The 26908-nt window shown below is 30.5% G+C and carries 28 protein-coding genes and 2 tRNA genes; 17 read left to right on the plus strand and 13 right to left on the minus strand.

Going from position 1 to position 26908, the window contains the following annotated elements; all coding sequences use genetic code 11:
* The first annotated feature begins 162 nt into the window (after positions 1-162).
* Positions 163-987: a glycosyltransferase family 2 protein gene (locus tag SJY43_RS09210; RefSeq protein WP_396600452.1), complete on the plus strand. Its 825-nt coding sequence runs from the start codon at positions 163-165 to the stop codon at positions 985-987.
* 13 nt (positions 988-1000) lie between these two features.
* Here SJY43_RS09210 and SJY43_RS09215 read toward each other — a convergent pair whose 3' ends face one another.
* From SJY43_RS09215 to SJY43_RS09225, 3 genes are all read right to left on the minus strand, one after another.
* Positions 1001-1984 carry a Stealth CR1 domain-containing protein gene (locus tag SJY43_RS09215; protein ID WP_396600453.1) on the minus strand — a complete coding sequence of 328 codons (984 nt, stop codon included), beginning with the start codon at positions 1982-1984 and terminating at the stop codon, positions 1001-1003.
* A gap of 409 nt (positions 1985-2393) precedes the next feature.
* The gene (locus SJY43_RS09220; protein ID WP_396600454.1) at positions 2394-3275 is read right to left on the minus strand and encodes a hypothetical protein; all 882 of its coding nucleotides are present in this window, start codon (positions 3273-3275) and stop codon (positions 2394-2396) included.
* 279 nt (positions 3276-3554) lie between these two features.
* A complete protein-coding gene (locus tag SJY43_RS09225; protein ID WP_396600455.1) occupies positions 3555-4370 on the minus strand; it encodes a 2,3,4,5-tetrahydropyridine-2,6-dicarboxylate N-succinyltransferase in 816 nt (271 codons plus the stop codon).
* A gap of 327 nt (positions 4371-4697) precedes the next feature.
* Here SJY43_RS09225 and SJY43_RS09230 point away from each other — a divergent pair, with 327 nt between their 5' ends.
* The 8 genes from SJY43_RS09230 (at position 4698) to SJY43_RS09265 (ending at position 10150) form a co-directional block, all read left to right on the plus strand.
* Positions 4698-5003 carry a hypothetical protein gene (locus SJY43_RS09230; RefSeq protein ID WP_396600456.1) on the plus strand — a complete coding sequence of 102 codons (306 nt, stop codon included), beginning with the start codon at positions 4698-4700 and terminating at the stop codon, positions 5001-5003.
* Between the two features lie 104 nt (positions 5004-5107).
* Positions 5108-5518, plus strand: coding sequence for a Holliday junction resolvase RuvX (gene ruvX / locus SJY43_RS09235; RefSeq protein ID WP_396600457.1), 411 nt, complete (start codon positions 5108-5110; stop codon positions 5516-5518).
* Positions 5519-5673: 155 nt separating this feature from the next.
* Positions 5674-6264 carry a peptide deformylase gene (def, locus tag SJY43_RS09240; protein ID WP_396600458.1) on the plus strand — a complete coding sequence of 197 codons (591 nt, stop codon included), beginning with the start codon at positions 5674-5676 and terminating at the stop codon, positions 6262-6264.
* Between the two features lie 54 nt (positions 6265-6318).
* Positions 6319-6738, plus strand: a complete 420-nt coding sequence (locus tag SJY43_RS09245; protein ID WP_396600459.1) for a DUF5606 domain-containing protein — start codon at positions 6319-6321, stop codon at positions 6736-6738.
* A 114-nt stretch (positions 6739-6852) separates the two neighbouring features.
* On the plus strand, positions 6853-7524 hold the full coding sequence (locus SJY43_RS09250; protein ID WP_396600460.1) for a Crp/Fnr family transcriptional regulator: 672 nt from the start codon (positions 6853-6855) through the stop codon (positions 7522-7524).
* A gap of 77 nt (positions 7525-7601) precedes the next feature.
* Positions 7602-8483: a hypothetical protein gene (locus SJY43_RS09255; RefSeq protein ID WP_396600461.1), complete on the plus strand. Its 882-nt coding sequence runs from the start codon at positions 7602-7604 to the stop codon at positions 8481-8483.
* A 69-nt stretch (positions 8484-8552) separates the two neighbouring features.
* A complete protein-coding gene (locus SJY43_RS09260) occupies positions 8553-9116 on the plus strand; it encodes a TlpA family protein disulfide reductase (protein WP_396600462.1) in 564 nt (187 codons plus the stop codon).
* Between the two features lie 71 nt (positions 9117-9187).
* Positions 9188-10150, plus strand: coding sequence for a D-2-hydroxyacid dehydrogenase (locus SJY43_RS09265; RefSeq protein WP_396600463.1), 963 nt, complete (start codon positions 9188-9190; stop codon positions 10148-10150).
* Positions 10151-10165: 15 nt separating this feature from the next.
* Here SJY43_RS09265 and SJY43_RS09270 read toward each other — a convergent pair whose 3' ends face one another.
* From SJY43_RS09270 to SJY43_RS09290, 5 genes are read right to left on the minus strand one after another with little or no spacing between them, the layout of a single operon-like run.
* Positions 10166-11311 carry a lycopene cyclase family protein gene (locus SJY43_RS09270; protein ID WP_396600464.1) on the minus strand — a complete coding sequence of 382 codons (1146 nt, stop codon included), beginning with the start codon at positions 11309-11311 and terminating at the stop codon, positions 10166-10168.
* A gap of 18 nt (positions 11312-11329) precedes the next feature.
* The gene (locus tag SJY43_RS09275; protein ID WP_396600465.1) at positions 11330-11779 is read right to left on the minus strand and encodes a beta-carotene hydroxylase; all 450 of its coding nucleotides are present in this window, start codon (positions 11777-11779) and stop codon (positions 11330-11332) included.
* A 9-nt stretch (positions 11780-11788) separates the two neighbouring features.
* A complete protein-coding gene (locus tag SJY43_RS09280; RefSeq protein WP_396600466.1) occupies positions 11789-12628 on the minus strand; it encodes a phytoene/squalene synthase family protein in 840 nt (279 codons plus the stop codon).
* Between the two features lies 1 nt (position 12629).
* Positions 12630-14093 carry a phytoene desaturase family protein gene (locus tag SJY43_RS09285; protein WP_396600467.1) on the minus strand — a complete coding sequence of 488 codons (1464 nt, stop codon included), beginning with the start codon at positions 14091-14093 and terminating at the stop codon, positions 12630-12632.
* A 42-nt stretch (positions 14094-14135) separates the two neighbouring features.
* Complete coding sequence (locus tag SJY43_RS09290; RefSeq protein WP_396600468.1) at positions 14136-15035, minus strand: MerR family transcriptional regulator; 900 nt, start codon at positions 15033-15035, stop codon at positions 14136-14138.
* A gap of 163 nt (positions 15036-15198) precedes the next feature.
* Between SJY43_RS09290 and SJY43_RS09295 the strand changes: the two genes are divergently transcribed.
* On the plus strand, positions 15199-17451 hold the full coding sequence (locus tag SJY43_RS09295; RefSeq protein WP_396600469.1) for a tetratricopeptide repeat protein: 2253 nt from the start codon (positions 15199-15201) through the stop codon (positions 17449-17451).
* A gap of 6 nt (positions 17452-17457) precedes the next feature.
* On the opposite strand, the gene SJY43_RS09300 is transcribed toward SJY43_RS09295, so the two are convergent.
* Positions 17458-17543 (minus strand) — tRNA-Leu (locus tag SJY43_RS09300).
* A gap of 56 nt (positions 17544-17599) precedes the next feature.
* Positions 17600-17672 (minus strand) — tRNA-Lys (locus tag SJY43_RS09305).
* A 148-nt stretch (positions 17673-17820) separates the two neighbouring features.
* Here SJY43_RS09305 and SJY43_RS09310 point away from each other — a divergent pair.
* Positions 17821-18342 (plus strand): shikimate kinase, encoded by a 522-nt coding sequence (locus tag SJY43_RS09310; RefSeq protein ID WP_396600470.1) that lies wholly within the window; start codon positions 17821-17823, stop codon positions 18340-18342.
* On the opposite strand, the gene SJY43_RS09315 is transcribed toward SJY43_RS09310, so the two are convergent.
* Together SJY43_RS09315 and SJY43_RS09320 are read right to left on the minus strand one after the other, a co-directional pair.
* A complete protein-coding gene (locus SJY43_RS09315; RefSeq protein WP_396600471.1) occupies positions 18334-18837 on the minus strand; it encodes a phosphoribosyltransferase domain-containing protein in 504 nt (167 codons plus the stop codon). The genes SJY43_RS09310 and SJY43_RS09315 overlap by 9 nt on opposite strands.
* Positions 18838-18866: 29 nt before the next feature.
* Positions 18867-19238, minus strand: coding sequence for an RNA-binding S4 domain-containing protein (locus tag SJY43_RS09320; RefSeq protein ID WP_396600472.1), 372 nt, complete (start codon positions 19236-19238; stop codon positions 18867-18869).
* A gap of 83 nt (positions 19239-19321) precedes the next feature.
* On the opposite strand from SJY43_RS09320, the gene SJY43_RS09325 reads away from it, so the two are divergent.
* Positions 19322-20278, plus strand: a complete 957-nt coding sequence (locus tag SJY43_RS09325; RefSeq protein WP_396600473.1) for an FKBP-type peptidyl-prolyl cis-trans isomerase — start codon at positions 19322-19324, stop codon at positions 20276-20278.
* A gap of 75 nt (positions 20279-20353) precedes the next feature.
* Here the strand turns inward: SJY43_RS09325 and SJY43_RS09330 are convergent, their stop codons facing one another.
* The gene (locus tag SJY43_RS09330; protein WP_396600474.1) at positions 20354-20938 is read right to left on the minus strand and encodes a porin family protein; all 585 of its coding nucleotides are present in this window, start codon (positions 20936-20938) and stop codon (positions 20354-20356) included.
* Positions 20939-21063: 125 nt separating this feature from the next.
* Here SJY43_RS09330 and tgt point away from each other — a divergent pair, with 125 nt between their 5' ends.
* The 5 genes from tgt (at position 21064) to dnaB (ending at position 26893) form a co-directional block, all read left to right on the plus strand.
* The gene (gene tgt, locus SJY43_RS09335) at positions 21064-22194 is read left to right on the plus strand and encodes a tRNA guanosine(34) transglycosylase Tgt (RefSeq protein WP_396600475.1); all 1131 of its coding nucleotides are present in this window, start codon (positions 21064-21066) and stop codon (positions 22192-22194) included.
* Positions 22195-22202: 8 nt separating this feature from the next.
* Entirely contained in the window at positions 22203-23279 is a 1077-nt protein-coding gene (locus tag SJY43_RS09340; protein WP_396600476.1) for an LptF/LptG family permease, read from the plus strand.
* Positions 23266-24162 (plus strand): DMT family transporter, encoded by an 897-nt coding sequence (locus tag SJY43_RS09345; RefSeq protein WP_396600477.1) that lies wholly within the window; start codon positions 23266-23268, stop codon positions 24160-24162. Before SJY43_RS09340 ends, SJY43_RS09345 begins: the two co-directional genes overlap by 14 nt.
* A 69-nt stretch (positions 24163-24231) precedes the next feature.
* A complete protein-coding gene (locus SJY43_RS09350; protein WP_396600478.1) occupies positions 24232-25185 on the plus strand; it encodes an acetyl-CoA carboxylase carboxyltransferase subunit alpha in 954 nt (317 codons plus the stop codon).
* 166 nt (positions 25186-25351) lie between these two features.
* Complete coding sequence (dnaB, locus tag SJY43_RS09355; RefSeq protein ID WP_396600479.1) at positions 25352-26893, plus strand: replicative DNA helicase; 1542 nt, start codon at positions 25352-25354, stop codon at positions 26891-26893.
* The last annotated feature ends 15 nt before the right edge of the window (positions 26894-26908 follow it).

The raw sequence follows: 26908 nt of genomic DNA on the forward strand, positions 1-26908 counted from the left end.
AGAAAAATTAAGTTTTAAACGATTTTAATTAAAACTGATAAGAATGAATTTGATGAGTTTTTAGATTGCGTTTTAGCGAATCAAATTTAATAGTTTAAAATTTAAATGACTCTTCTAGTAAGATAAAAATAATTATTTTCGCAAAGAACTTTATTTTTAAGTATGGCAAATCCTAGTATTACATTAATAGTTGCTACCTATAACAAGCCAGATTGGCTAGAGAAAGTCTTATATGGTTATAGTTGCCAAACTTACAAGAATTTTGAAGTTATAATTGCTGATGATGGTTCAACTGAAGCAACTAAAAATCTTATTGACAGGTTTAAAGAAGAATATCCAGTTTCTATAACGCATTTATGGCATTTAGATGAAGGTTATAGAAGACAAACCATATTAAATAAAGCTATAGTAAAAGCAAATAATGAATATGTTGTTTTTACAGATGGCGATTGCATTCCAAAGTCTGATTTTCTTGAACGCCATGCACGATACGCCGAAAAAGGTAAATTCTTGTCTGGTGGATATTGTAAATTAGATATGAATTTAAGTTTACTTATATCTCAAGATAATATAATTTCTGGTAAATGTTTTGATGTAAATTGGTTACAAAGCAAAGGGCATTTAGGGAGCTCTCAAAAACGAAAATTAGCAAGTGGAGAGTTAAAATCTAAAATTTTAGATTTTATAACGCCATCAAACGCATCTTTTAATAATTGTAACTCTAGTGCTTGGAAGGAGGATCTTATTGCAATTAATGGATATGATGAAAGAATGCGATATGGAGGTCCAGATAGAGAATTAGGTGAAAGGCTTGAGAATTATGGAATTAAAGGTAAACAGATTAGGCATAGAGCGTTGTGTTTACATCTTGACCATGAACGAGGTTATAAAACAAAAGAGTCTTTAAAAAATAACCTAGCTATTCGGGCTAAAACAAAAAAGGATAAACTCGTATGGACAGATTTTGGTATTGTTCAAAAAAATTAGTTAATTCTGTTTTTTAATCCATCTGTTTTTTTATCCAATTTAAGATATATTGTAGCGTGTTCTCATCTGCCATATCTAAACTCTGAAAGGTTATAAAAAGTTTACTTTTATTTTTTTCAAATCTATTTAGTTTAACTCTAGTTAACCATAATTTTTTATAAGACCTAAAATAGGTTAACTGCGAATTATTCCTATAATGGAATGTGTTTTTCTTAATTTCTAAATGCTCAGATAATGATGATACAATAAATTGATTCGCATTTCTAAACCTATGTTTGATGTTGTTTTTTAGAATGTCATTGTTTTCAAAAAAGTTTTGTAAAGTTGATTTTCTTAGACATACTGGTGTATGAAAACGTCTTATGTATTTATCAGTTTTAGCTAATTTGGCACTATTTTGCTGAAATTTTTTAAAACTAGTTTTTCCTTTTTTTTCAGTTTTACCTAATAGGCTTAAAATTTTATGATAAGCCTTTCTCAGTTTTCTGTTTTCATTGAATTCTTGCCATTGACCTCTAATTATTGGTTGCTCGTTTATAAAGAAGTCGCTAACTGATGTCTCTCTCATTAAAAAAGTATCATCATTAAAAATAATAAAATGTTCAGATAAATTTGGTATTTTAAATAGCATTGAGCCAATAGAGCACGAATTAAAGCAAGGTAAATATTCTTCATACCCTTTAAAAATAACCTTGTGGTCAATTAGCTCTAGATTAATGTTTTTACTTAGAGCATTTTTTTTTAAGGTGTTAAAGGAGTCTGGACTTTGATTGTCAGTTACTAAAAAAATGTTTTTTACAAATGGAGCGAATTCAATTATAGATTTAATTGCAATGTCAATTTCCCCAATAGAATTATACCGTTTTAGGTGTTTTTCTGAAGAAAAGTTAATTTTTGTTTCAGAATAAGTGTTTATTTTTTCTTGCCAATTTTTATCATTGCCATCTACCCATGTTATTACAGCATCTACTTCCGTATTTACTACTGGTTTCACCATTTTTTTAATTTGATTGAAAAAGTTTAAAATTTTTATAAAGATAAAAAATTATTTAAGGTATATATGCTTAAATAAATATACAAATCTGGTGAAGGACATTTTTGAAGGGTGTTTAATTTTTTTTAATTGATTAAAGTTAATTTATATAATGATAAAAATTTTATAAAATTCGAGGTGTAAAGCCTATAATTGAAATATGTTTTTTTCTTATATTAATTAATAGTATGGTTGAACTCTTTATTTGATATGAAACACTTGTTGAAACCTAATAGTTCAGTTTGCATAAGTTATTGACTGAATTCGTTATATATAAAATAAGGAAAGCTAAAGAATATAAAAACATTCTTTAGCTTTAAAAAAGGAATAAAATTTGTTAATCAGGTATGAACTTTTATAAATAGATACAATTTTAAAATTTAAACTTGGCAGATGATATTTTGTCATTCCAATTTTTCCAACGTGCAAATGGACCAGAACCTACTCTATAATATAGCTTTTTTAAATCCTTATGTAATTCGCGTAGACCACGACCATCATAAACGAATGATTGCCCCAAATAATTTTGATGTTCATAAATCGTTACGACCATAAAATTTACATAAATTGAACTGATAGCGTCATTATGGTTAATTGTACTTAAATTTGCTGTATTGTATGAGTTGAATGGGAAAATACTACTACCATTTGACCCAAAAGATGAACTTGTATTATTTAGATATCTAAAATCTGGGATGTTAAGATCGTGAGTGAAATTAGTTCCAGTTACATAGTAACCACCATCATTAAATCTAAAATTAGTTCTTCTATACAAATATGCTTCTTGATTAAAGTTAGTTCCTTTATCTGGTAGTGTTGCGGAAATTGAAATACTAGACTTGTTTAATGTTGCTTTCTTTTTTGAATTTAAACTTCTTTTAAAAGTAGTTGCTTTCAATTCATTCTCAGCATATAATGAAGACTTTTCATAACTCTTCATGTTTTCGAATAAATGAAATGTTGTATCATTTACATATACTGTAACAAGTTGCTCATTTTTTTCGTACACGCTAGAAAGAAATTCATCATCTTTACCTGTGAGTAATAATAAATTTTCTTCATCTGATACATCAAATTGTAAACTATAACTTTTTCCTTGATATATATAATTTACCGTCTCAATATTTATTTGAGTTGGATCTTGCTCGTTATAATCGAACGCTGAAGTAGTTGGTTTAGATTGGGTAATCTCGTTTTTAGTACATGAAAGTATTAATAATGTTAAAAAAGCTACTAAATAAAATGTTTTTTTCATAATTCAAGTGTGTAAGATTAATAATATGTTAAATGTAGGTGTTTTTTTGAAATAACCATTAATCCTACAAATAAATTTAAAAAAAACCTTACACAGGTAGTCGGTTTTAATAAAAGTACATTTATAATTGCTTTTCAATAGTCTAAATTATCTCTGTATTAAGTTTATTGATTTTTTTTCTAAACAAAAAAAACCAGAGAAGTTAATCCTCTGGTTTAATTTAATTTATTTAAAACCTGTCAACCAATTTCAGGACGACTCAAAATAGCAATTTAATAATTAAACCGCTACACTATGTTCTCTTAAAGCATCATTAAGTGATGTCTTCTTGTTTGTACTTTCTTTACGTTGTCCAATAATTAATGCGCAAGGTACATTATAGGTTCCAGAAGGGAATTCTTTAGCGTAGCTACCAGGAATAACTACAGAACGTGCAGGCACTAAACCTTTATATTCTATGGGTTTATCTCCAGTAACGTCAATAATTTTAGTACTCATTGTTAATACAACACCAGCTCCTAATACAGCTTCTGTTTCAACACGAACACCTTCAACTACTATACAACGGCTACCAATAAAAGCATTGTCTTCAATAATAACTGGTGCAGCTTGTAAAGGTTCTAAAACACCACCTATTCCAACACCACCAGATAAATGAACATTTTTACCAATTTGGGCACAACTTCCAACAGTAGCCCATGTATCAACCATAGTGCCTTCATCTACATAAGCCCCAATATTTACATAACTAGGCATTAATATAGTGCCAGCAGAAATATAAGCACCATGTCTTGCAACAGCATTCGGCACAACTCTAATACCACGTTCAGCAAAGTTTTTCTTTAATGGTATTTTATCATGGTATTCAAAAATACCAGCTTCTAAAGTTTCCATTTTTTGAATAGGGAAATATAAAACAACCGCTTTTTTTACCCATTCGTTAACTTGCCAGCCACCTTCAATTGGTTCTGCAACTCTTAATTCTCCTTTATCTAATAAATCTACTACGTTTCTTATAGCTGTGGTTGTAGCTTCTTCTTTTAAAAGATCTCTATTATCCCAAGCTTTCTCTATGATTTGTTGTAATTCAGTCATTGCTAATATAATTTTTGGCAAATATAATAGCTATCATTTAAAAACACATTGAAATTGATGTAATAATAACAAGATTTAAATAAGAAATGTTCAATTTGCAAGGGGTTTTTAAAGGATAAAATGTGCGTTTTATCTTTTTATCTGTATACATATAAGTTTAAATACAAAAATCGATGTTTTTTATCGATTAATTTGGGTTTTAAGCCGTTTATCGTTGAAAACAAGTCGGTTATCTTATCATCGAATATACGTGGCATATAACTAATTTATTGCTGATGAAATCACATCTCGATATATATTTGACCCATCGAACAACGATAAACTTTTATGAAAACAAATTTTTACATATTATTAATTTTATTACTAACAGTCTCTTTAGGGAATGCACAAAGTGCTTCTGAAGTTGTAGAGATTGAAGTTAATAAAACTATTTCTATTGAAGATGAAATAGCTCCTGTATCTGCAGAGGTTAATACTATTAAAGAAAATGATTCATTATTAATTGATGCTTCTCAAGTAAACGAGACAATCGCTCGTAGTTCTAGCGATATTAGAATTTACTTAAACCGTAAAAGAAAGGTTAGTAACATCAATATATTATTTAGAGAAATGAATAAAGCTATTAGAGCTTAAAAATATTGTTCAAGTATTAATAATTAAGGTTAATTATTTTATAAAGGCTATTCTAAAAAGGATAGCCTTTCTTGTTTTTTAAGTTATTTTTGCAAAAAAGAAATATGGCAAGAGTTTTAGCATTAGATTTTGGCACTAAAAGAACGGGTATAGCTGTAACAGATGAGTTACAGATTATTGCTTCTGGGCTAACTACGGTTGATACTAAAGAGTTACTTTCATTTTTAAAAGATTACATTAAAAAAGAATCAGTTGAATTATTCTTGGTAGGTGAGCCTAAACAAATGGATAATACAGCTTCTGAGAGCGAAGTGCATATTATTAAATTTATTGCTAAACTAGAAAAAGTAATTCCAAACATACCAATAAAACGTGTTGATGAACGTTTTACATCAAAAATGGCATTTCAAACCATGATTGATAGTGGTTTAAAAAAGAATCAAAGAAAGAACAAAGCATTAGTAGACGAAATTAGTGCAACACTTATTTTACAGAGCTATTTATATTCAAAATAGTTAATTTAAAAAGAACTCCACGATATCTTGCTTCTAAGATCCATTTGAAATTGTTATTCCTATATATGCAGGAATTTAAAAAGAATAATTTTTTGTTAAATACAAGGCATAATGTATAAGTATTGTATTTTTGCAAAGATTAATAAAAGTAAAGAATGATTTTACCAATAGTAGCATACGGAGATCCGGTTTTAAAAAAGAAAGCCAAAGACATTACTAAAGATTATGCAAATTTCGATACACTTTTAGAAAACATGTTCGAAACCATGTATAATGCTTATGGAGTTGGTCTTGCTGCTCCACAAATAGGTTTGCCAATTCGAATGTTTTTGGTTGATACAACACCGTTTGCAGAAGATGAAGATTTAAGCAAAGAGGAACAAGAAAATTTAAATGGTTTTAAGCGCGTGTTTATTAACGCTAAGATTGTAGAAGAAGAAGGGGATGAGTGGGCTTTTAACGAAGGCTGTTTAAGTATTCCAGATGTTAGGGAAGATGTGTTTAGAAAACCTATTATTACCATTGAGTTTCTTGACGAAAATTTCAAAGCACAAAAAGAAACTTTTGATGGACTTAGGGCTAGAGTTATTCAACATGAATACGATCATATTGAAGGCATTCTGTTTACAGATAAATTATCTAGTTTAAAAAAACGTTTAATAAAAGGTAGACTTACCAATATATCCAAAGGAAAAATAAATATTGATTATAGAATGCGTTTTCCTGCCCAAAAAAAGAAGCGATAATATTTGCAAGACATTAATAAACATTTGATATTTGCGCCTTTCAAAAAATAATTTATGAGTTTAGAAAAAGTAATTTCAATTTCAGGAAAACCAGGTTTATTTAAATTAATAACACAAACACGAGGTGGTTTTGTTGCTGAATCATTAGTTGATAAAAAAAGAATTTCTGTTAGTATACAGAACAATGTTAGTGTATTAAGTGAAATTGCTATTTATACTTTAACCGAAGAAGTTCCATTAATTCAAGTTTTTGAGAATATTAAAAAGAAAGAGGATGGTAAGCCAACATCTGTAAAAGCTAAAGACAGTAAAGATAAATTAGAAGAGTATTTCTTTGATGTTTTACCAGATTATGATGAGGATAGAGTTTATGCTAGCGATATTAAAAAAGTAATACAATGGTATAATTTATTGCAACAACATGATATGTTAGATTCGTTATCTGATGAGAAAGCATCAGACGAAGAAGAATAACATTTTAAATATTAAATAGTTAAACCTCCCATTGTGGAGGTTTTTTTATGCTTTTCAAGTAAGTAAGGTTAAGTTTTTCCGACTGTATAGTTTCTAACAAAACTATTTATCACAATGAAATCACTCTGGTTTTTTGACGATGTTAACCTTTTCAAGGTACTCTGTCCACATAAATTCAAAGCCTACAAAAAAGATCATGACTTTGATGGCTATAAAAAGAAAGACTATATCTATTTTGAAGAAGACTCTGCAAATAAAGTTTACCTTATAGAAAAAGGGAAAGTTAAGATTGGGTATTATAGTGAAGATGGTAATGAGGTGGTAAAAGCTATTTTAACTCGTGGCGAAATTTTTGGTGAAACAGCTATTCTAGGTGAATCAACAAGAGAAGAGTTTGCTCAATCTATTGATAATAGTACAAGTATTTGTCCAGTTGGTGTAAATACTATGCATGAGTTAATGCGAAACAATCAAACCTTCAGTTTAAAAATATATAAGGTTATTGGTTTTAGATTGAAAAAACTAGAAAGGCGCTTACAATTATTACTTTTTAAAGATGCTAAAACTCGACTTATAGAATTTCTAGACGAATTATGTTCAGATTATGGTTATGATTGTGAAAAAACTGGAGATAAAGTTATTCATCATCCATATACTCAAAAAGATATTGCCTCATTAATTGGTACGTCTAGACCAACACTAAATATTCTATTAAACGAATTAAAAGAAGAAAATATCATCGAATTTACTAGAAAAGAGATAAGAATTCATCATAAAAGTGCGTAATGTTAGATAGCTAACATTTTATAATCTATAGGAGGTATACTTTTGAAGTATTAAACAACTTTAAAAAAAAATATATCATGATTAAAAAAATGTTTTTAGCAGTAATAGCAGTTGGGATTTTTGCTACTTCTTGTAGTAATGATGACGACGGAACCGTAACATCAAGATTAAATATATCTTTAGATGGATTAGAAAATTTAGGAGACGACTTTGTATACGAAGGCTGGATTATAGTAGATGGTAGCCCAGTTTCAACAGGTGTTTTTACAGTAGACGATAGTGGTAATTTATCTGAAACTAGTTTTTCAATTGAAAAAGAAACTCTTGATGCAGCAACTACTTTTGTATTATCAATAGAGCCAGCAGTTGATCCTGACCCTGCCCCAGCAGATACAAAGCTTTTAGTTGGAGACTTCTCTGGAGATTCTGCAAGTGTTAGTTCAGATGGCATTGTAGCAGATTTTGCTTCTGCATCTGGAACATATATTTTAGCAACTCCTACAGATTCTGATGATACTAATGAATCGAGCGGTGTTTGGTTTTTAGATAATTCAACTGGATCTATGGTAGCAGGTTTAGATTTACCAACACTTTCTGCAGGTTGGCAATATGAGGGTTGGGTAGTATTTGATGGTACACCAATAACTACAGGTACGTTTTTAGATGCTGAAATGGCAGATGATAATGCGGCAACCTCGCCTTTTAAAGGTAGTGTAGGTAATGGACCGGGATATCCAGGTGAAGATTACGTAAAGGGAACCGCAGCAGGAGTAACTTTTCCAACAGATTTAAAAGGAAGAACGATTGTAATTTCAGTAGAGCCAAGTCCAGATAATAGCGCTGCACCTTTTGCACTAAAGCCATTGGCACACGTAGTGCCGGATAATGCGGCAGATCATACCGCTATTTCTATGGGGGCTGGACCTGTAGCTAGTTTAAGTGGTACAGTTTCAAGATAAAAATAAATTTTTTTGTTAGATTTAAGGCATGGTTTCAATTTTTGAAACTGTGCTTTAATATTTTATAAAATGAAACTTTCTAAAAGCAAAATAAAGAACATTATATTTTTTATAATTATAGGGGTGTTATTAATTCCGCAAACCCGCCAACCCATTCAAGTATTACTTCATAAGACTTTAGCCGTTTTTAGTCCTTCTGTAATAGAAGAGTCGGAACAAATTATAATTGAAGATTATAATTGGAAATTGAAAGATGAAAATGATGCTGTTTTTAATTTTGAACAAACAAAAGGCAAAGTCGTTTTAGTTAATTTTTGGGCAACTTGGTGTCCACCTTGTATTGCAGAAATGCCTAGTATGCAATTATTGTATGATGATTATAAAGATAAAATTGAGTTTGCTTTTGTTTCAAATGAAGAATTCTCTAAAATTAACACATTTAAGGTAGCAAATAATTATACTTTTAGTGTTTATAGCCCAATAACAAAATATCCTGAAGGGTTTGATGTGTCAAGTATTCCTAGAACTTTTTTAATAGATAAAGCTGGGCATATAATAATTGATAAAACTGGCGCTGCCAATTGGAATAGCGATTCGGTTAGAGAAACTATTGATACGTTGCTTAAAAAATAAAATACTTTATAATTTACTTTTTTTGAGAAATTTACTATAATTTTAATACTTAATAAAAAGCAAATTACAAATTGAAAATAGTTGTATTAGACGGTTACACGCTTAACCCAGGAGATTTAAGTTGGAAAGGTATTGAGCAATTTGGTGATGTATTGATTTATGACCGAACAGGAAATAATTCTGAAGATATAGTGAAAAATATTGGTGATGCTGAAATTGTTTTTACTAATAAAACGCCTTTGTCTAAAGCTATTTTAACACAAGTTCCTCAATTAAAATATATAGGGGTTTTAGCGACTGGTTATAATGTAGTAGATGTAAAAGTAGCTAAAGCATTAGGTGTTGTAGTTACCAATGTGCCAACTTACGGCACTCAAGCTGTGGCGCAATTTACCATGGCTTTATTACTTGAGATGTGTCATAATGTTGGTAACCATTCAAATGCTGTAAATGAAGGTGAGTGGACTAAGTCATTAGACTTTTGTTTCTGGAATTCACCGCTAATAGAGCTGGATGGAAAAACTTTAGGAATTATTGGTTTTGGGAAAATAGGACAAGCTACTGCTAAAATAGCTCAAGCTTTTGGTTTGAATATTTTGGCTTACAGCCGAAGCGAAAAACCAGAATTAGAAACTGAAACGTGTAAGTTTGTTTCGTTTGATGAATTGTTAGAATCATCAGATATTATAAGTTTGCATTGTCCTCTAACTGATGATACAAAGGGCATTATTAACAAAGGGAATATTGATAAAATGAAAGATGGTGTAATGCTTATAAACACATCTCGTGGCGGATTGATTGTTGAAGATCATTTAAAAACAGCCCTAAACTTAGGTAAAGTTTTTGGAGCAGCCGTTGATGTGGTTTCAACTGAACCTATAAAGGCAGATAACCCGTTATTGCAAGCCAAAAACTGTATTATTACACCTCATATTGCATGGGCTTCTAGAGCAGCAAGAGCTAGATTAATGCAGACTACAGTTGAAAATTTAAAGGCTTTTTTAGAAGGTAATCCTGTTAATGTGGTTAATTAGTGGTTTCAAAAATAATCAAAGTGTTTTAAAGAACGCCTTTATAAAACTCCAAGAAAATAACGACATCATTATTTTTAGTTCTTCAAGAAAAGTAGAATCTTCATCTAGAAAACGAAACATTGTCTGCACGCTGTTCTTATCATAAAACTGTTGAAATATCCATTCGCCTTTATGGTTTTCATCTTTTAATACTTTTAAAAAGACTTTATCATAAAATTTATATTTCTTTTTGAATAAATTAGAAGATGGGGTTTTATTTGCTTTAATGTTATCAATTATTTTTTCAATTTTTTTTTCTGTGTTTTTAAAAGAATAACCTGTTGATCCTTTTACCCAACCACCACCGGTACCAATTTTAGTAACTTTATTTGTGTTGAATTTTTCAAAGGGGAAATTACTCATAGGTATTTGCCCTTTTTCAGTTTCAATAATCGAATAGTTTTCTATTTTTAAATAATCGTTTATATACTTCTTAATAAAATCATCGTACGTGTTTTCATTTACAACATGAGAAGTAAAATAGGTAAATTCAATTAGAGCTTCAGTTTCAGAAAAAGGTAACACATAGGTAAATGTGGTTTGTTCACCATCTTTCAACCTATAATCCATCATGGTGATGTTGTTTTTGTCGAAAGCCTTATTTTCAGACTTAATAATCCATCCTTTAAAATGCTGAATGATTGAAATATATTTTTTTGATTGTATTGAAAAAGTTTCAGGAATTCTACTATCAAAAATATGCGTGGCGCTATAATTGTTTTTATTGGTTGAAACTTTAATAAGATTACCTTCATGCAATGATTCAACACGTTCAATTATAAAATCAATATTATTTTTAGTAGAAAGCTTTTCTTTTGCGTAATTATAAAAATCAATTGAGCGTATCGACTTATATGAATATGGATTGAGTTCTAAACGTATCTCTTTTTTGGATGTTACTATGGAAGCTTTATTCCATGATTTGTAGGTGATTTGATCCCATTGTGAATCTTCTGTTTCCCAAAAACTCCATGTTTTATCATTCGTGTCCTTTTTTGATGGATCAATTAAAGCAATGTTTTTTGTATTAAAAAAAGCATCCAAACTCATTTTTAAAGCAAGTTGTAATCCCGCTAACCCATTGCCAATGATAATATAATCGAAATGGGTATGGTTTTTCATTTAAGAAGTCTGAAAATACTATTTTTTAAAATATTTAAATGGCACAAACAACATACCGAAGCATTCTCCATCTTCTTTACCTAGATGTTTATGGTGAATTTTGTGTGCGCGTCTTACGCCTTTTGCATACCAATTATTAGCATTTCTAAAAAGCTTAAAGCGTTGATGTATAAAAATATCATGAACTATAAAATAGGATAATCCGTATGCAAAAATACCTAAACCTATAGGTAATCCAGCCCAAAAGCTAGTGTTTTTCCAAAGTAAAAAGAAACCAATACTAACAATTGCGTAAAATATAAAAAAGGCGTCGTTACGCTCAAACCAACTGTCGTGATCCTTGTGATGATGGTCTTTGTGCAAACTCCATAATAAGCCATGCATTATGTATTTATGAGTAAACCAAGCCATAAACTCCATAAAAGCATAAGTCCCTAAAAATATAAGAATCCAGTATAACGTGTGCATGATTAAAATTTACATTAAATTTAATTGATATTTTACATAACTCCGCATTAAAAGCTCAATTTTTTTTGGGTTTGAAACTCGAATTCTTGAATCTTTAATTTTTAATGCAGGTGTTTTTTTTAGTTTTTTAAGAAGTTGGCTATAATATCTATAGGCCATAAAAACGCCAAACTTAGCTTCAATGGGTAGTTTTTTTATACCACTTAATCCTTTTTGAAAATCAGCTTCTATATCGTCTATAATATTTTGTTTTGACATTTCGTTGAGGTTTTTTAAATCTGTATTTGGAAAGTAGGTTCTATCTAGCCCTTCGAAATCAGCTTTTAAATCTCTTAAAAAGTTTACTTTTTGAAATGCAGAACCTAAAGCCATTGCTGTATCTTTAAGTTCATTGTATTTTTCATCATTACCATTTACAAAAACTTTCAAGCACATTAACCCAACCACGTCGGCAGACCCATAAATGTAAGCCTTGTATTCTTCATCAGTCAAATAAGTTGTTTTGTGTAAATCTAATCGCATACTATTCATAAAAGCGTCAACTTGTGTTTTGTCTAAGTTATGTTTATGAAATGTATGTTGAAATGAATTTAAAATTGGGTTAAGACTTATTCTGTCTTTTAAGGCTAATTCTAAATCATCTGAAAATCTATTGAATAAAGTTTCTTTATCATAATCATGAAAAGAGTCTACTATTTCGTCAGCAAAACGCACAAAACCGTAAATATTGTAAATATCACCACGTATAGATTTATATAGCATTTTTGTAGCTAACGAAAACGATGTGCTATATGTTTTTGTTACCAGCTTGCTGCTATTATAAGAAACTTTGTCAAATATGGACTTCATATTAATTGCTATGGTATTTGGTTATTAAATCTGCAACTAACTTTCCAGATATTAATGCCGGGGGAACTCCCGGGCCTGGAACCGTTAATTGGCCTGTAAAATATAAATTAGTCACTTTTTTACTTTTCAATTTAGGTCTTAAAAATGCTGTTTGAGAAAGCGTATTTGCCATTCCATATGCATTCCCTTTGTATGAGTTGTACTCTTTTACAAAGTCCTTTACACAAAAGGATTCTCTAAATATAATATTATTTGTAACATTTTGTTTAGTAAGTTTTTCAAAACGAGACATAATGATGTCAAAATATTGTGCTCTAATAGCTTCTGTATCTTCTATTCCCGGTGCAATTGGTATTAAAAAGAAACCTGTTTCGGAGTCTTTAGGAGCCATAGAAGCATCTGTAACCGATGGGAAATTAGCGTAAAATAAGGGGTCTTTTGGCCATTTCGGATTATCGTAAATCTCTTCGGCATGGGTTTCAAAGCTGGTGTCGAAAAATAAATTATGATGTTCTACGTTTTTTAATTTTTTATTAAAACCAACATAAAATAGTAGGGAAGAAGGTGCAAAGGTTTTTTTAGACCAATAGCTTTCAGAATATTGACGGTATTCTTGTTTTAATAGTGTTTCAGAATGATGGTAATCTGCACCACTTAAAACAATATCAAATGGTTTTTCTTCTCCATTAATTACTATTGACGACACTATTTTATTATTTACATTAATTTTTTCTACTGGGCTATTTGTTTGAATCTTTACTCCAAGTGTTTCAGCTAGACTTTTCATGGCTTTTATAACTTCATACATACCACCCTTTGGGTGCCATGTTCCTAAACCAAAATCTGCATAGTTCATAAAACTATAAAAAGAAGGTGTTTTGCTCGGCTTTGCGCCTAAGAACAGTACAGGGAATTCTAAAGTAGAAATTAATTTTGGGTTTTTAAACTTCTTTCTAACATCGCCACTAATTGTTTTAAAAAACTGATCCACCCTAGTTGCAGTTTCTGGAGTTACTAACTCAAAAGGAGAAAGACCCGGTTTTAAAACCACTTTATTAATGGCTATATCATAATTTGTTGCTGCTTTGTTTATAAATTTTCGAAGTAGTTTAGCGCTACCCGGTTCTATTCGTTCAAACTCTAAACATATTTTGTCCATCGTATCACCAATGGTAATAACCTCGTCTTTAAAAAATATTTTGTAAGCTGGGCTTAGTTTATCTAAGGAGTAATAATCTGATGTTGTTTTTCCGAAGTCTTTAAAAAATTTTTCAAATATATCTGGCATCCAATACCAACTAGGACCAATATCAAAAGTGAACCCTTCTTTTTTAAGTTGTCTAGCACGACCACCTACCGAACTATTTTTTTCAAATATAGTGACATCGTACCCGTTTTTTACCAAGTAACAACTCGCTGATAAAGCAGAGAATCCAGAACCAATTATGGCTATTGTTTTTTTCATTGTTTAATAAATATAATATAAAGTTAAACAAAATAAGGCACTTTATAAAACTTTAACTAAATTTTCTATAGAATTAAAGATACTTACTTTTTTAGGAAGATCTTCTAAATTAGCTTCAGATAGTTTTTTTCCTAACAAAAACAAGTTAGTTTTATCACTATTAAGCAGCATTTCATTAAAAGTTTTAATGTAACCTAACATATCTTTAGCTTCAGGGTAAACTGTAAAATAAGATACAAAAGTAATGTCTTCAAAAAAGTCAAGTAAATCAGTAAGACTTTCCATAGGTACGCTTTCTCCTAAAAATATTGTGTGGTAGCCTTTACTTCTTAATTGATAGTTTACAAAAAGGAGACCGATATCATGAATTTCATTTTCAGGAAGAAAAAGAACAAATGTTTTTGAAACCGGTTTTGGCTCTAAAAGCTGCAAGCGTTCAGTATTTAAAAGTATTTTTTGTTTAATATGCACAGATAGAAAATGTTCGTGTGCAGGAGTAATAGTATTAGTTTGCCAAAGCATACCTATTTCATTAAGTAGTGGTAAGAATACAGAATAAAATATTTCGCTAAATGTTTTATTTTCTAAGAGGTTGTTGTAAGTGCTGTAGAATAAAACTTGATCGAAGTTTATCATTGCCATTTTTAGAGCATTTATAGCATGATCCTCAACTTTTGCTCTAGATGCTATCTCCCTTACTTTTATAGGAATTTGCTCTTCATCAAGACTGGCAATTTTAGATATTTTTAAACCGTTATTGTTTAAATATGAGATATTTAATAGTTTTTGAAAACTAGTTAAACTATAATTTCTAATATTAGTGTCAGACCTATTCGGGCTAAGTAAGTTATATCGTTTTTCCCAAATCCTTATGGTATGCGCTTTAATACCTGTAAGGTTTTCTAGGTCTTTGATACTAAAGTTTACTTTAATATTGTTCATTAAAATTTAATTTTTATTAAACAAAAGTACATTTTTTTTATTTGATTAGCAATTATTCACAATAATTCATTCTTTTTTTTGATCTAAAAACATGATTTTACTTAGCTTTTATAAGTTATAAAATGATTATTTTTAAAATCGGTAAAATCTTAATTTTTTAGTATTGAAAATTTTTAATAAATCAGTATTCGTTTTTGTTTTAATTGTGTTTTTTTTCTCGTGTAAACAAAAAGAATCTAAGTATACAGGTAAGTCTGAAGTCATTGAGAATGTTTTTAAATCTACTAAGTTAATTCCAGATAATCATTTTTTAGGAGACCAAAAATGTAAATCATGTCATGAAGATGAATTTGAATTATGGCAAGGCTCACATCATGATAAAGCTATGCAAATAGTTTCAGATTCAACGATTCTGGGAGATTTTAACAATACAAAATTTAAAAGTCAAGGCGTTACTTCTCATTTTTTTAAAAAGGATGACGATTTTTATGTTAATACCGAAGGCCCAGATGGGACTTATGAAGATTATAAAATTGAATATGTTTTTGGTGTTAAACCCCTTCAACAGTATATCGTTCAATTTCCAAATGGTCATTATCAATGTTTAAGAACAGCTTGGGATACTAAAAAAAACACATGGTTTGATTTGTACCCGAATTTTAAAGTAGTCCATTCTGAGTGGTTGCATTGGTCTAGAGGTGGTTTAAATTGGAATACCATGTGCTCTGACTGCCACTCAACAAATGTTAGAAAAAATTACGATTTTGAAACCCATAGTTACGATACCAAATATGCGATTATAAATGTAAGTTGTGAAGCTTGTCATGGGCCTGGAAAGGACCATGTAGAAGAAGTTAATAGACTTGGTGGAGAATACAAGCCAAGTGGTCATTTAAAAATGGTAAGTATTTCAGATTCTAAAAAACTTGTAGACGAATGTGCAAGATGCCATATGAGAAGGGAACAAGTTACCGATCATTTTAATTTTGAAGGAAGCATGTTAGATCATTATTTTCCTCAATTAATTGAAGAAAACCTTTACTATCCAGATGGGCAAATTTTAGATGAAGTTTACGTGTATGGTTCCTTTGTTCAAAGTAAAATGTATCATAATGGTGTGAGTTGTATTAATTGCCATGATTCACATTCGTTACAATTAAAATTTCAAGACAATCAATTATGCACGCAATGTCATTTACCAGATTCTTATAATACACCTTCTCATCATTTTCATAAAGAAAATTCCGAAGGTTCAAAATGTATTGAGTGCCATATGACCGGGAGATTTTACATGGGGAATGATTACAGACGAGATCACAGTTTTAGAATACCAAGACCAGATTTAAGTTTAAAATATGGGTCTCCAAATGCATGTACAGAATGCCACGATGATAAAGATAACGAATGGGCTTGGGAGCAATTTAAGAATTATTATGGAGAGCCAGATAACAAGCATTTTTCAGAGCTTTTGGCACCTGGTATCGTTGGGGAGGAAAATGGTTTAAAAGATTTGTTAGAATTAGCAAATGATAGTATTTACCCTGAAATTGCTAGGGCATCTGCAGTAAAAACCATGAATAATTATTTAGACGCAACAAGTATTGATAAAATGATTAGTTTTTTAAATGACGATTCACCCTTAGTAAGAGGAGCGTCTTTAGATGTATTAGGAGAATTAAATGCACAAGATTATATAGAATATGCTTTGCCGTTACTTGAAGATGAAAAACGGTCTATTAGAGTTAAAGCATTTTATGTTTTAGCATCTTTAGATGAAATTCAAATACCAGAAACATATAAAGAAGCATATGGAAAAGTAAAAAAGGAATTTGATACCAACCTAAAGGCAACAGCTGATTTTGTTGGAGGTAGAATTAAAAAAGCTAATTATGCTTTAAGAAAGGGCGATTTAAATACAGCCATACAAGGTTATGAAAGTGCTTTAGAAATTGATAACCTGAATAATATAATTAGAACTAATTTGGCTAACCTGTATTATCAAAATAAAGATTTTAAAAATGCAGAACTTGCTTTTAAAACTATAATTAAACAAGAACCAAAATTTGGACAAACGTATTATTCTTATGGTTTGTTATTGGCAGAACTAAATAGGTATGGTGAAGCTATTTTACAGATGCAAGAAGCTATAAAACTGATGCCCGAAAACACAAGAATATATTATAATATAAGTTTACTTTATAATAAGCTAAACGATTTAAAAAACGCAGAAGCATATGTGTTAAAAGGGCTTAAAATAGAAGCAAATAATGAAAGCTTATTATATATGTTAGCTTATTTGTACTCAAAAAGTAATAAAACAGAACAAGCAAAAACGGCAATCAATAAATTAATTCAATTATACCCTGGTAATACTAATTACCAAAATTTTTTAAATCAATTAAATAATAGAAGTTAATTTAAGTGCGCACGAGAAGATTCGAACTTCCACATCCTAAAACGGATACTGGCCCCTCAAGCCAGCGCGTCTACCAATTCCGCCACGTGCGCATTAATAAAGTGTATAAAAATAAAAAAAGTTAAGCAATAAAGCTTAACTTTTTTTGTGACCGGGCTGGGGCTCGAACCCAGGACCCTCTCCTTAAAAGGGAGATGCTCTACCAACTGAGCTACCAGGTCATTATTCCAAACTAACATAACATATGTTCCTGTTAGCGGGTGCAAATATAGTACCTATTTTTAATTAAACAAGAGTTTTTTTAAATAAATTTTTGTTTTTTTGCACCCTAAATACGTATGTTTTTAATAATCAATTTATAACGAAAAAATGATCATTGTATTAATAGGGTATATGGCTTCAGGAAAGACGTCAATTGGAAAGAAATTAGGAGCAAAATTGAATTATAATTTTCTTGATTTAGACGATTATATAGAAGAAAAGGAGAATTTAACCGTTAGTGAAGTATTTAAAACTAAAGGCGAAGTTTATTTTAGAAAGCAAGAAGCCCTTTATTTAAATGCCTTAATTAATTCTGAAAATAATACAATTTTGGCAGTAGGAGGAGGAACACCTTGTTATAGCGGGAATATGGATGTTATTTTGGCTGCTAAAAATGTTAAGTGTGTGTACTTAAAAGCGACTTTACCAACATTAGCAAATAAATTGTTACGTAAAAAAGCAAAGCGTCCATTAATTTCTCATATTGAAACACTAGAAGAAATGACAGAATTTATTGGAAAGCATTTATTTGAGCGTTCTCATTTTTATAATCAAGCAGAAATTAAAGTCTCTATTGATAATAAAACAAAAGATGATGTTGTAGAAGATATCGTTATAGAATTATTCTAAAACGGCACTAAATTCTTTTCCTTCTAAAACAACGTCAATATGCTCGTGTAATGAAGTAGATAAAGAAATACCCTTAAAGTCTGCTTTTACGGGATATTTTTTATGATTTCTATTTACCAATACTGCTGTTTTAAATTGTTTTAAAGGAACATTTAAAAAATGCCTTACACCATATATTAGAGTTGTGCCAGAATTTAAAACATCATCAACAAGTACGATAGATTTATTTTTATAATCTTCTTCAGAGATAGATGTTTTTACATCCTGCCACGGATTTTTTTTATCAATGCTAACTTTACAAAGTACAGGGTTAATATCTGAAATTTTTTGAAGCACCGTTTTTAATTTTTTGGCAAAAACATAACCATTCTTATCTATACCAGCAAGAATGACTTCTTTTTCATTAACATTGCTTTCGTAAATTTGAAAAGCTATACGCCTAATTTTATGGTTAATTTCGTTATGATTAAGGATAACATTAGTCTTAACAGTCATAAATTATAATTGAAAATTAAAATATAAAATTACTCATTTTCATCTGTATAATCATCAATATCTCTTCTATCTTTTTTAGTTGGCCTTCCAGTACCTTTTTTTCTGTAGTAATCTTTAGAGTATTTTAAAAGTTCTTTGGCTTCAAATTGTTCTTTTGGGGTAATATCGGTTCTATAAAGATCCACTAATTTTGCACCAACTCTACTTTCTGGTGTATCATTAACCTTTAATTTGTAATTTATTTGGTCTTTTCTTATTTGAATAGTGTCTTGAGGGTAAACTTCTCTGCTTGGTTTTACTACGTCGTCATTCACCCTAACTTGCCCTTTTTTACAAGCTGTTGTTGCAATAGTTCTTGTTTTGAAATACCTAATACACCATAAATACTTATCTACTCGCATACATTTTTATTGTAAAACTACGTTAATGTTGTTGTGCAAGAATACATTAAAATTGTATCTTGCAGCCTCAAAAATACGCAATAATGAGTTTAAGAAAAATAGGGTTTTTTATATTAAGTTTTGTTTTGGTTTTTTCTTCTTGTAAAAAGGATGATGATGGTGATACAGAAATCATCGTAGTGGAAATTAATGATAGGACAGAACAACAGGCTATTGATGATGCTCTCCTAATTGATTATTTAGAAACACATTATTATAATTCTGATGTTTTTATTGATAATGCAGACCCTAGTATTTCTGAATTAATAATTTCGGAACTAGCTGATGGAGAAGTTCTTCAGGACGGTTTTACATTATTGAAAGATGATGTAGAGACACACTATATTACTTATGAAGATACCGATTACGTATATTATATATTGAGAATAAATCAAGGAGGTGGTCTTGAATCGCCAGCTTTTACAGATACTGTAAGAGTAAATTACGAAGGATTTACTCTAGATGGAAATGTTTTTGATAGTAGATTCACGCAGGATATTGACTTAGTATCTACTATAGATGGTGTTTATGGATGGGTTAAAGTTTTTCCTCAATTTAATACCTCTACTAGTTTTGATGAAAACGATGATGGAACAATTAATTATTTTAATCATGGTGCTGGCGTAATGTTTTTACCTTCAGGATTAGCTTATTTTTCTATTGCTCAAACCGACATTACCTCATATTCACCATTAATTTTTAAGTTTGATTTGTTGCAATCATTTGAAAACGATCATGATAATGATGGTGTGCCTTCATATTTAGAAGATTTAAATAATGATGACAATCTTATTGTAAATTATGATGATTTAACAGATGAAACGGATGATGATACTGATGGTGATGGATTTGCAAACTTTAATGATGCAGATGATGATGGTGATGGCGTACTTACCATTAATGAAGATATAAATAATGATGGCGACCCAACAAATGATATTGGAGCAAATGGGATCCCTAATTACTTAGATCCAGAAGAAACAGCATCTAATGAAGATTAAAAAATAACCTTTATAATAAAATAAAAAACCTCGCCATGGCGAGGTTTTTTATTTTATTATTATAAGTGATTGAAATTACAATAAAAGAGATAAACTCAATATTAACTGATCAGGTCGTGTGTCAAGTCTACTTGTGTCAATTGTGTTTCTTCCTAAAAAAGAAGCTTCATTATCGCTAAAACCGCGTTCATACCTTAAGTCAATACCAAGCTTCTTAAAGTTAAGTCCAATACCAAAATTTAAACCAACTGAAAAATCGTTTTCAACATCATTTATAGCAATACCATCAAACTCAGAGTCTAAAATGTATTGTAATGATGGGCCACCAAATACGCTAATTGGTCCTAAAACTTTTATGCCTACTAGAAGAGGGGCATCAAGTTTTTGCATTTCAAAACTATCATCATCATAATCACTTTTTGTGCTGGTGTAAACTATTTCAGGTCTAAAAAACACCTTCTTTCCAATTTTTCCAAATAAACCAATGTGATATCCAGTATTGCGTTCTGGGTTTTTAGAGTTCATTTCAATAGCATCAAAATAATCGCCGTTTGCATTGTAATTTAATCCCGCTTTTAAACCAATACCTTGTTCTGTTTGTGCCATTGTAGCTGTCGGGATAGCAATGGCAATCATTAAAATAAAAAATAAATTTCTCATAATGTTCGTTTTTTTAGATTTCATTAACAGTATCAAAAACGTTGCCAAAAGTAATTTATTTTCTTTTCAATACAATCATTTTCATTTTTCAGTTAATTATCTTTGCCACTTATACGGGTTAAAGAATGAAATTTGAATTATTAGCAAAAGATGCTCAAAGTAAAGCTAGAGCAGGAAAAATAACTACAGATCATGGTGTTATTGAAACGCCTATTTTTATGCCGGTAGGTACTGTAGCTACAGTAAAAGGAGTGCATCAACGTGAGTTGAAAGACGATATAAATCCAGATATTATTTTAGGGAATACCTACCATTTGTATTTGCGTCCGCAAACCCATATTATAGAAAAAGCAGGAGGCCTTCATAAATTTATGAATTGGGATAGAAATATTTTAACCGATTCTGGCGGGTATCAAGTTTATTCTTTATCTGCTAATAGAAAAATTAAAGAAGAAGGCGTAAAATTTAAATCTCATATAGATGGAAGTTACCATACATTTACACCAGAGAATGTTATGGAAATTCAACGAACAATAGGTGCAGATATTATTATGGCTTTTGATGAGTGCACACCGTATCCTTGCGATTATAATTATGCAAAGCGTTCAATGCACATGACGCATCGTTGGTTAGATAGATGTATTAATCATCTTGAAAAAACACCTTTAAAATACGATTACAATCAAGCCTTTTTTCCAATAGTTCAAGGAAGTACTTATACAGATTTACGTAAGCAATCTGCCGAATATATTGCCAATGCTGGTGCAGTTGGTAATGCAATTGGAGGACTTTCTGTTGGAGAACCGGCTGAAGAAATGTATGCCATGACCGATGTGGTTTGTTCTATTTTGCCTGAAGATAAACCAAGATATTTAATGGGAGTTGGAACGCCAATCAATATTTTAGAAAATATAGCGTTAGGTGTAGACATGTTTGATTGTGTTATGCCAACTCGAAATGCTAGAAACGGAATGTTATTTACGGCAAATGGAAGTATAAATATTAAAAATTTAAAATGGGCGGATGATTTTTCACCTATTGATGAGATGGGTATTACATTTGTAGATACAGAATATAGTAAAGCATATTTAAGACATTTATTTACTGTAAATGAATTGTTAGGTAAGCAAATTGCAACCATACATAACCTTGGGTTTTATTTATGGTTGGTTCGCGAAGCAAGAAAACATATATTAGCAGGAGATTTTATAACTTGGAAAGACCAAATGGTAAAACAAATGAATAACCGTCTGTAAATAGATTAATGAAGATATTAGATTGGTACATATTAAAAAGGTATTTATTTACATTTACCATGTTATTATTATTGTTTATTCCAATAATGATAACCGTACATCTAGCCGAAAAAATAGGTAAAATTCTTGAAAACGAAGTGCCTTTTAGTGAAGTAATGGTATATCTTTTAGATTTTACGGTATATTTTAGTTATTTACTTTTTCCTCTTTTTTTATTTATATCCGTTATCTGGTTTACTTCAAAATTAGCAAACAATACAGAAGTTATCGCTTTTTTAAGTTCTGGAGTGTCTTTTACACGATTTCTCAGACCATATATTATAGGAGCATCAGTAGTAGCTATATTTTCTATAATTCTAGGTTTGTTTTTAGCCCCAAAAGCTAGTGAAGGTTTTAATGATTTTAGTTATAAATATTTAAAAAAAGGAAGAAAAGCTGTTGATAATACAGATGTATTTAGACAAATAAACGATCAAGAAATCATTTATGTTAGTAATTTTAATATTGGAAACAATGTTGGGAATAATTTCACTTTGGAGCATTTTGAAGGTAATAAACTTAAATATAAAATAACTGCGAGTAGTATTAGGTACATCCCAAAAGATACTATTTACAGATTAAAAAATTACGTAAAAAGAGATATTGGAGAGCATGAAGATGGGCTTGAAATATTAAAAGTAAAAGATACGCTCTTTTCATTTAATGTTAAAGATTTGACTCCGCCTATTTATGCTGCAGAAGTTTTAATGTATGATGATTTAAAACGTTTTATAAAAGAAGAAGAAGCAAGAGGTTCCTCAAATGTAGGGCGTTTTAAATTGGTTTTATATAGAAAATGGAGTTTACCAGTTTCAGTATTTATTTTAACAATTATTGCTGTTGCGGTATCATCTCAAAAGCGACGAGGTGGAATGGGAGTTAACCTGGCAATTGGTATTTGTATTGCTATGATATTTGTTTTCTTCGATAAAATATTTGGTGTTATGGCCGAACAGTCAGATTTCAATCCTATTGTTGCGGTATGGTTTCCCAATATCCTTTTTGGTATTTTAGCAGCATATATGCTATACAATGCAAAACGATAAAGTAAAAAATATTCTTCATCTTCATTTATTAGTTTTTATAGCTGGTTTTACAGCAATTTTAGGAGAACTTATTACAATAAAAGCAATTCCGCTCGTTTGGTTTAGAATGGTTATGGCTTTTGTTTTAATGTTTGTGTATGTCAAAATAGCGAAGGTTAAGCTAAAAATTAATTTTAAATCTATTACAAGGTTATCAATAGCAGGTATAATTATAGCATTACATTGGATTACTTTTTTTGGAGCTATTGATGAATCTAACATATCTATAACATTAGCTATGTTTTCTACGGGCGCCTTTTTTGCATCGTTTATAGAGCCTATAATATATAAACGGAAAATTATTTGGTACGAAATAGTCTTTGGGTGTATTGTGATTTTTGGTGTAGCCGTAATTACTCAAAGTGAAATGAAATATTTAACAGGAATAGTTTTAGGTATTTCTTCAGCTTTTTTTTCATCATTATTTGCTGTGCTTAATGGTAGTTTTTTAAAGAAACATACGGCAACAGTTATTTCATTTTATGAATTTTTAAGTGGCGTAATTTTTATATCTATTTATATATTGTTTTTTGGTGATGGTTTTTCTTCAGATTTCTTTAGTTTAAAACAATCTGACATATGGTATTTATTGATACTAGCGTCTATTTGTACAGCTTATGCATTTATTGCATCTGTATATATTATGAAAACAATTAGCCCTTATACAGTAGTTTTAACCTACAATCTTGAGCCCGTTTATGGTATTGTTATGGCCGTAATATTGTTTCCTGAGAAAGAAAAAATGGGTGCGTCATTTTACATGGGAGCAATGATTATTATTGGTGTGGTGCTTCTTAATGCAATAATTAAAAATGGCAAAAAATTAAAAAGAAAGACGACATAACCCTTAAACAAAATTAAAGTTTTTATATTTGTCAACTAACCAAAGTTAATAGCTTAAATTGAAATTCTTATGGAATACTTAGAATTTGAACTCCCAATTAAAGAACTTGAAGAACAATTACAAAAGTGTAAAGTAATTGGAGATGAAAGTGAAGTTGATGTTACAGAAACCTGTAAGCAGATTCAAAAAAAGTTAGCGGCTACGCAAAAAGAAATATATAAAAATATTACGCCATGGCAGCGTGTGCAACTTTCACGTCATCCAGAAAGACCATATACATTAGATCATATTAAAGCCATTTGTGGAGATTCATTTTTAGAATTACACGGAGACAGAAGTTTTAAAGATGATAAAGCTATGATTGGTGGATTAGGGAAAATTGGCGATCAAAGTTTTATGTTTATCGGGCAGCAAAAGGGTTTTAATACCAAAACGCGTCAGTATAGAAACTTCGGGATGGCAAATCCAGAAGGCTATAGAAAAGCATTACGTTTAATGAAATCTGCAGAAAAATTTGGAATCCCTGTTGTAACACTTTTAGATACTCCAGGAGCTTACCCAGGATTGGAAGCAGAAGAACGTGGGCAAGGTGAGGCTATAGCTAGAAATATTTTAGAAATGACACGTTTAAAAGTACCAATTATTACAATTGTAATAGGTGAAGGTGCTTCTGGTGGTGCATTAGGTATTGGAGTAGGCGACAGAGTTTTAATGTTAGAAAACACATGGTATTCTGTAATATCTCCAGAATCTTGTTCTTCTATTCTATGGAGAAGCTGGGAATATAAAGAACAAGCTGCTGAAGCTTTGAAATTAACAGCTACTGATATGAAAAAACTAAAGCTTGTTGATGGCATTATAAAAGAGCCTCTGGGTGGAGCGCACAGAGATAGAGTAAAAACATTTAAATCTGTTAGCGATGCCATAGTAAAGAATTATGATGAGCTTAAAAACTTATCACCAAAAGATTTAGTAAACCAGCGTATGGATAAATATGCGCAAATGGGTGTTTTCAAAGGTTAAGCCTTTTAAAACAACAACTTATAAAAAAACTGAAGATCTAATCTTCAGTTTTTTTATGCTTATTGACAATATTTGCGACTTATTAACAGTTCAATTGTTAATGAGTAGTGAACACAGAATTATTTAAAAAACCTCAATTCAACCTTCTTTTTATTACTTTTGATTTATGAAACAACCCAACCAACTACAAGGCTATAAAGTTGATAAAAGCACTATTATCAATTTGGAAAAAGGTAAAATACCGCCGCAAGCCCTTGATTTAGAAGAGGTTGTTCTTGGAGCAATGATGATTGATAAAAAGGGTGTTGATGAAGTTATTGACATCTTAAGTGCAGATGCTTTTTACAAAGAAGCCCATCAACATATATTTGAAGCTATTTTTCAATTGTTCGAAAATAGTGAACCTGTCGATTTATTAACCGTTTCAACACAGTTAAAGAAAAATTCAAAATTAGAATTATCTGGTGGCGATTTTTACCTCATTTCTTTAACTCAAAAGGTATCATCTTCTGCACATATTGAGTTTCATGCTCGTATTATTTTACAAAAATTTATTCAACGTAGTTTAATAAAAATTTCTAGCGAAATTATTGAAGAAGCTTACGATGAAACAAGAGATGTTTTCGATTTATTAGATACTGCAGAATCTAAATTATACGAAGTTACCCAAGGAAATATTAAAAAGTCTAGTGAAACTGCTCAAGATTTAGTTATTCAGGCAAAAAAGAAAATTGAAGAGATTTCTAATAAAGAAGGGTTAAGTGGTATTCCAACAGGCTTTAATAAATTAGATAAATTAACCTCAGGATGGCAGCCTTCAGATTTAATTATTATTGCGGCGCGTCCTGGTATGGGGAAAACAGCATTAACCCTTTCTATGGCTAGAAATATTGCTGTAGATCAAAATATACCAGTTGCTTTTTTCTCTTTAGAGATGGCTTCTGTGCAATTAATTACCCGTTTAATTTCTAGTGAAACTGGACTATCTTCTGAAAAATTAAGAACCGGTAAACTTGAAAAACACGAATGGGAGCAACTTAACGTTAAAGTTAAGGGCTTAGAAAAAGCGCCATTGTTTATTGATGATACACCGTCACTTTCTATATTCGATTTAAGAGCAAAAGCTCGTCGTTTATCATCTCAACATGGTATTAAACTAATCATGATTGATTACTTACAGTTAATGACGGGTGGTAGTAACCATGGCGGAAACCGTGAGCAAGAAATATCGATGATTTCTCGAAATCTTAAGGCTCTAGCAAAGGAACTGATGGTTCCTGTAATTGCATTATCACAATTGTCACGTGCGGTTGAAACTAGGGGAGGAAGTAAACGTCCGTTACTATCAGATTTACGTGAATCTGGAGCCATCGAGCAAGATGCCGATATTGTTAGTTTTATATTTAGACCTGAATATTATAAAATTGATGAGTGGGATGATGAAGAACGTTCTCCAACCGAAGGTCAAGCCGAATTTATTGTTGCAAAACACCGTAATGGTGGTTTAGAAAATATCCGTTTAAAGTTTATCGGACACTTAGGTAAGTTTGATAATTTAGATGATTTTGATTCACCATTTGAATTTCATTCTAAAATGAATGCAGCTGCAAATGATGATACATTTACAACCGATAATTTTAAAGCAAGTCCAGACCAAGCTTTTGGAAGCTCTTTTAATGATGGTGATGATGACGAGGTGCCATTTTAATTAATCACTTAAAAT

The sequence above is a fragment of the Algibacter sp. R77976 genome (assembly GCF_044594645.1).
GTDB lineage: Bacteria > Bacteroidota > Bacteroidia > Flavobacteriales > Flavobacteriaceae > Algibacter_B.

Excerpts from the sequence above, each read along its gene's own strand:
- SJY43_RS09345 (WP_396600477.1), top strand. The coding sequence starts at position 23,266 with ATGCAAAACGATAAAGTAAAAAATATTCTTCATCTTCATTTATTAGTT.
- SJY43_RS09325 (WP_396600473.1), top strand. The coding sequence starts at position 19,322 with ATGAGTTTAAGAAAAATAGGGTTTTTTATATTAAGTTTTGTTTTGGTT.
- SJY43_RS09320 (WP_396600472.1), bottom strand. The coding sequence starts at position 19,238 with ATGCGAGTAGATAAGTATTTATGGTGTATTAGGTATTTCAAAACAAGA.
- SJY43_RS09340 (WP_396600476.1), top strand. The coding sequence starts at position 22,203 with ATGAAGATATTAGATTGGTACATATTAAAAAGGTATTTATTTACATTT.
- SJY43_RS09310 (WP_396600470.1), top strand. The coding sequence starts at position 17,821 with ATGATCATTGTATTAATAGGGTATATGGCTTCAGGAAAGACGTCAATT.
- SJY43_RS09280 (WP_396600466.1), bottom strand. The coding sequence starts at position 12,628 with ATGAAGTCCATATTTGACAAAGTTTCTTATAATAGCAGCAAGCTGGTA.
- SJY43_RS09260 (WP_396600462.1), top strand. The coding sequence starts at position 8,553 with ATGAAACTTTCTAAAAGCAAAATAAAGAACATTATATTTTTTATAATT.
- SJY43_RS09350 (WP_396600478.1), top strand. The coding sequence starts at position 24,232 with ATGGAATACTTAGAATTTGAACTCCCAATTAAAGAACTTGAAGAACAA.
- SJY43_RS09245 (WP_396600459.1), top strand. The coding sequence starts at position 6,319 with ATGAGTTTAGAAAAAGTAATTTCAATTTCAGGAAAACCAGGTTTATTT.
- SJY43_RS09225 (WP_396600455.1), bottom strand. The coding sequence starts at position 4,370 with ATGACTGAATTACAACAAATCATAGAGAAAGCTTGGGATAATAGAGAT.
- SJY43_RS09220 (WP_396600454.1), bottom strand. The coding sequence starts at position 3,275 with ATGAAAAAAACATTTTATTTAGTAGCTTTTTTAACATTATTAATACTT.
- tgt (WP_396600475.1), top strand. The coding sequence starts at position 21,064 with ATGAAATTTGAATTATTAGCAAAAGATGCTCAAAGTAAAGCTAGAGCA.
- SJY43_RS09330 (WP_396600474.1), bottom strand. The coding sequence starts at position 20,938 with ATGAGAAATTTATTTTTTATTTTAATGATTGCCATTGCTATCCCGACA.
- SJY43_RS09230 (WP_396600456.1), top strand. The coding sequence starts at position 4,698 with ATGAAAACAAATTTTTACATATTATTAATTTTATTACTAACAGTCTCT.
- SJY43_RS09315 (WP_396600471.1), bottom strand. The coding sequence starts at position 18,837 with ATGACTGTTAAGACTAATGTTATCCTTAATCATAACGAAATTAACCAT.
- SJY43_RS09255 (WP_396600461.1), top strand. The coding sequence starts at position 7,602 with ATGATTAAAAAAATGTTTTTAGCAGTAATAGCAGTTGGGATTTTTGCT.
- SJY43_RS09210 (WP_396600452.1), top strand. The coding sequence starts at position 163 with ATGGCAAATCCTAGTATTACATTAATAGTTGCTACCTATAACAAGCCA.
- ruvX (WP_396600457.1), top strand. The coding sequence starts at position 5,108 with ATGGCAAGAGTTTTAGCATTAGATTTTGGCACTAAAAGAACGGGTATA.
- dnaB (WP_396600479.1), top strand. The coding sequence starts at position 25,352 with ATGAAACAACCCAACCAACTACAAGGCTATAAAGTTGATAAAAGCACT.
- SJY43_RS09270 (WP_396600464.1), bottom strand. The coding sequence starts at position 11,311 with ATGAAAAACCATACCCATTTCGATTATATTATCATTGGCAATGGGTTA.
- SJY43_RS09290 (WP_396600468.1), bottom strand. The coding sequence starts at position 15,035 with ATGAACAATATTAAAGTAAACTTTAGTATCAAAGACCTAGAAAACCTT.
- def (WP_396600458.1), top strand. The coding sequence starts at position 5,674 with ATGATTTTACCAATAGTAGCATACGGAGATCCGGTTTTAAAAAAGAAA.
- SJY43_RS09250 (WP_396600460.1), top strand. The coding sequence starts at position 6,853 with ATGAAATCACTCTGGTTTTTTGACGATGTTAACCTTTTCAAGGTACTC.
- SJY43_RS09215 (WP_396600453.1), bottom strand. The coding sequence starts at position 1,984 with ATGGTGAAACCAGTAGTAAATACGGAAGTAGATGCTGTAATAACATGG.
- SJY43_RS09275 (WP_396600465.1), bottom strand. The coding sequence starts at position 11,779 with ATGCACACGTTATACTGGATTCTTATATTTTTAGGGACTTATGCTTTT.
- SJY43_RS09285 (WP_396600467.1), bottom strand. The coding sequence starts at position 14,093 with ATGAAAAAAACAATAGCCATAATTGGTTCTGGATTCTCTGCTTTATCA.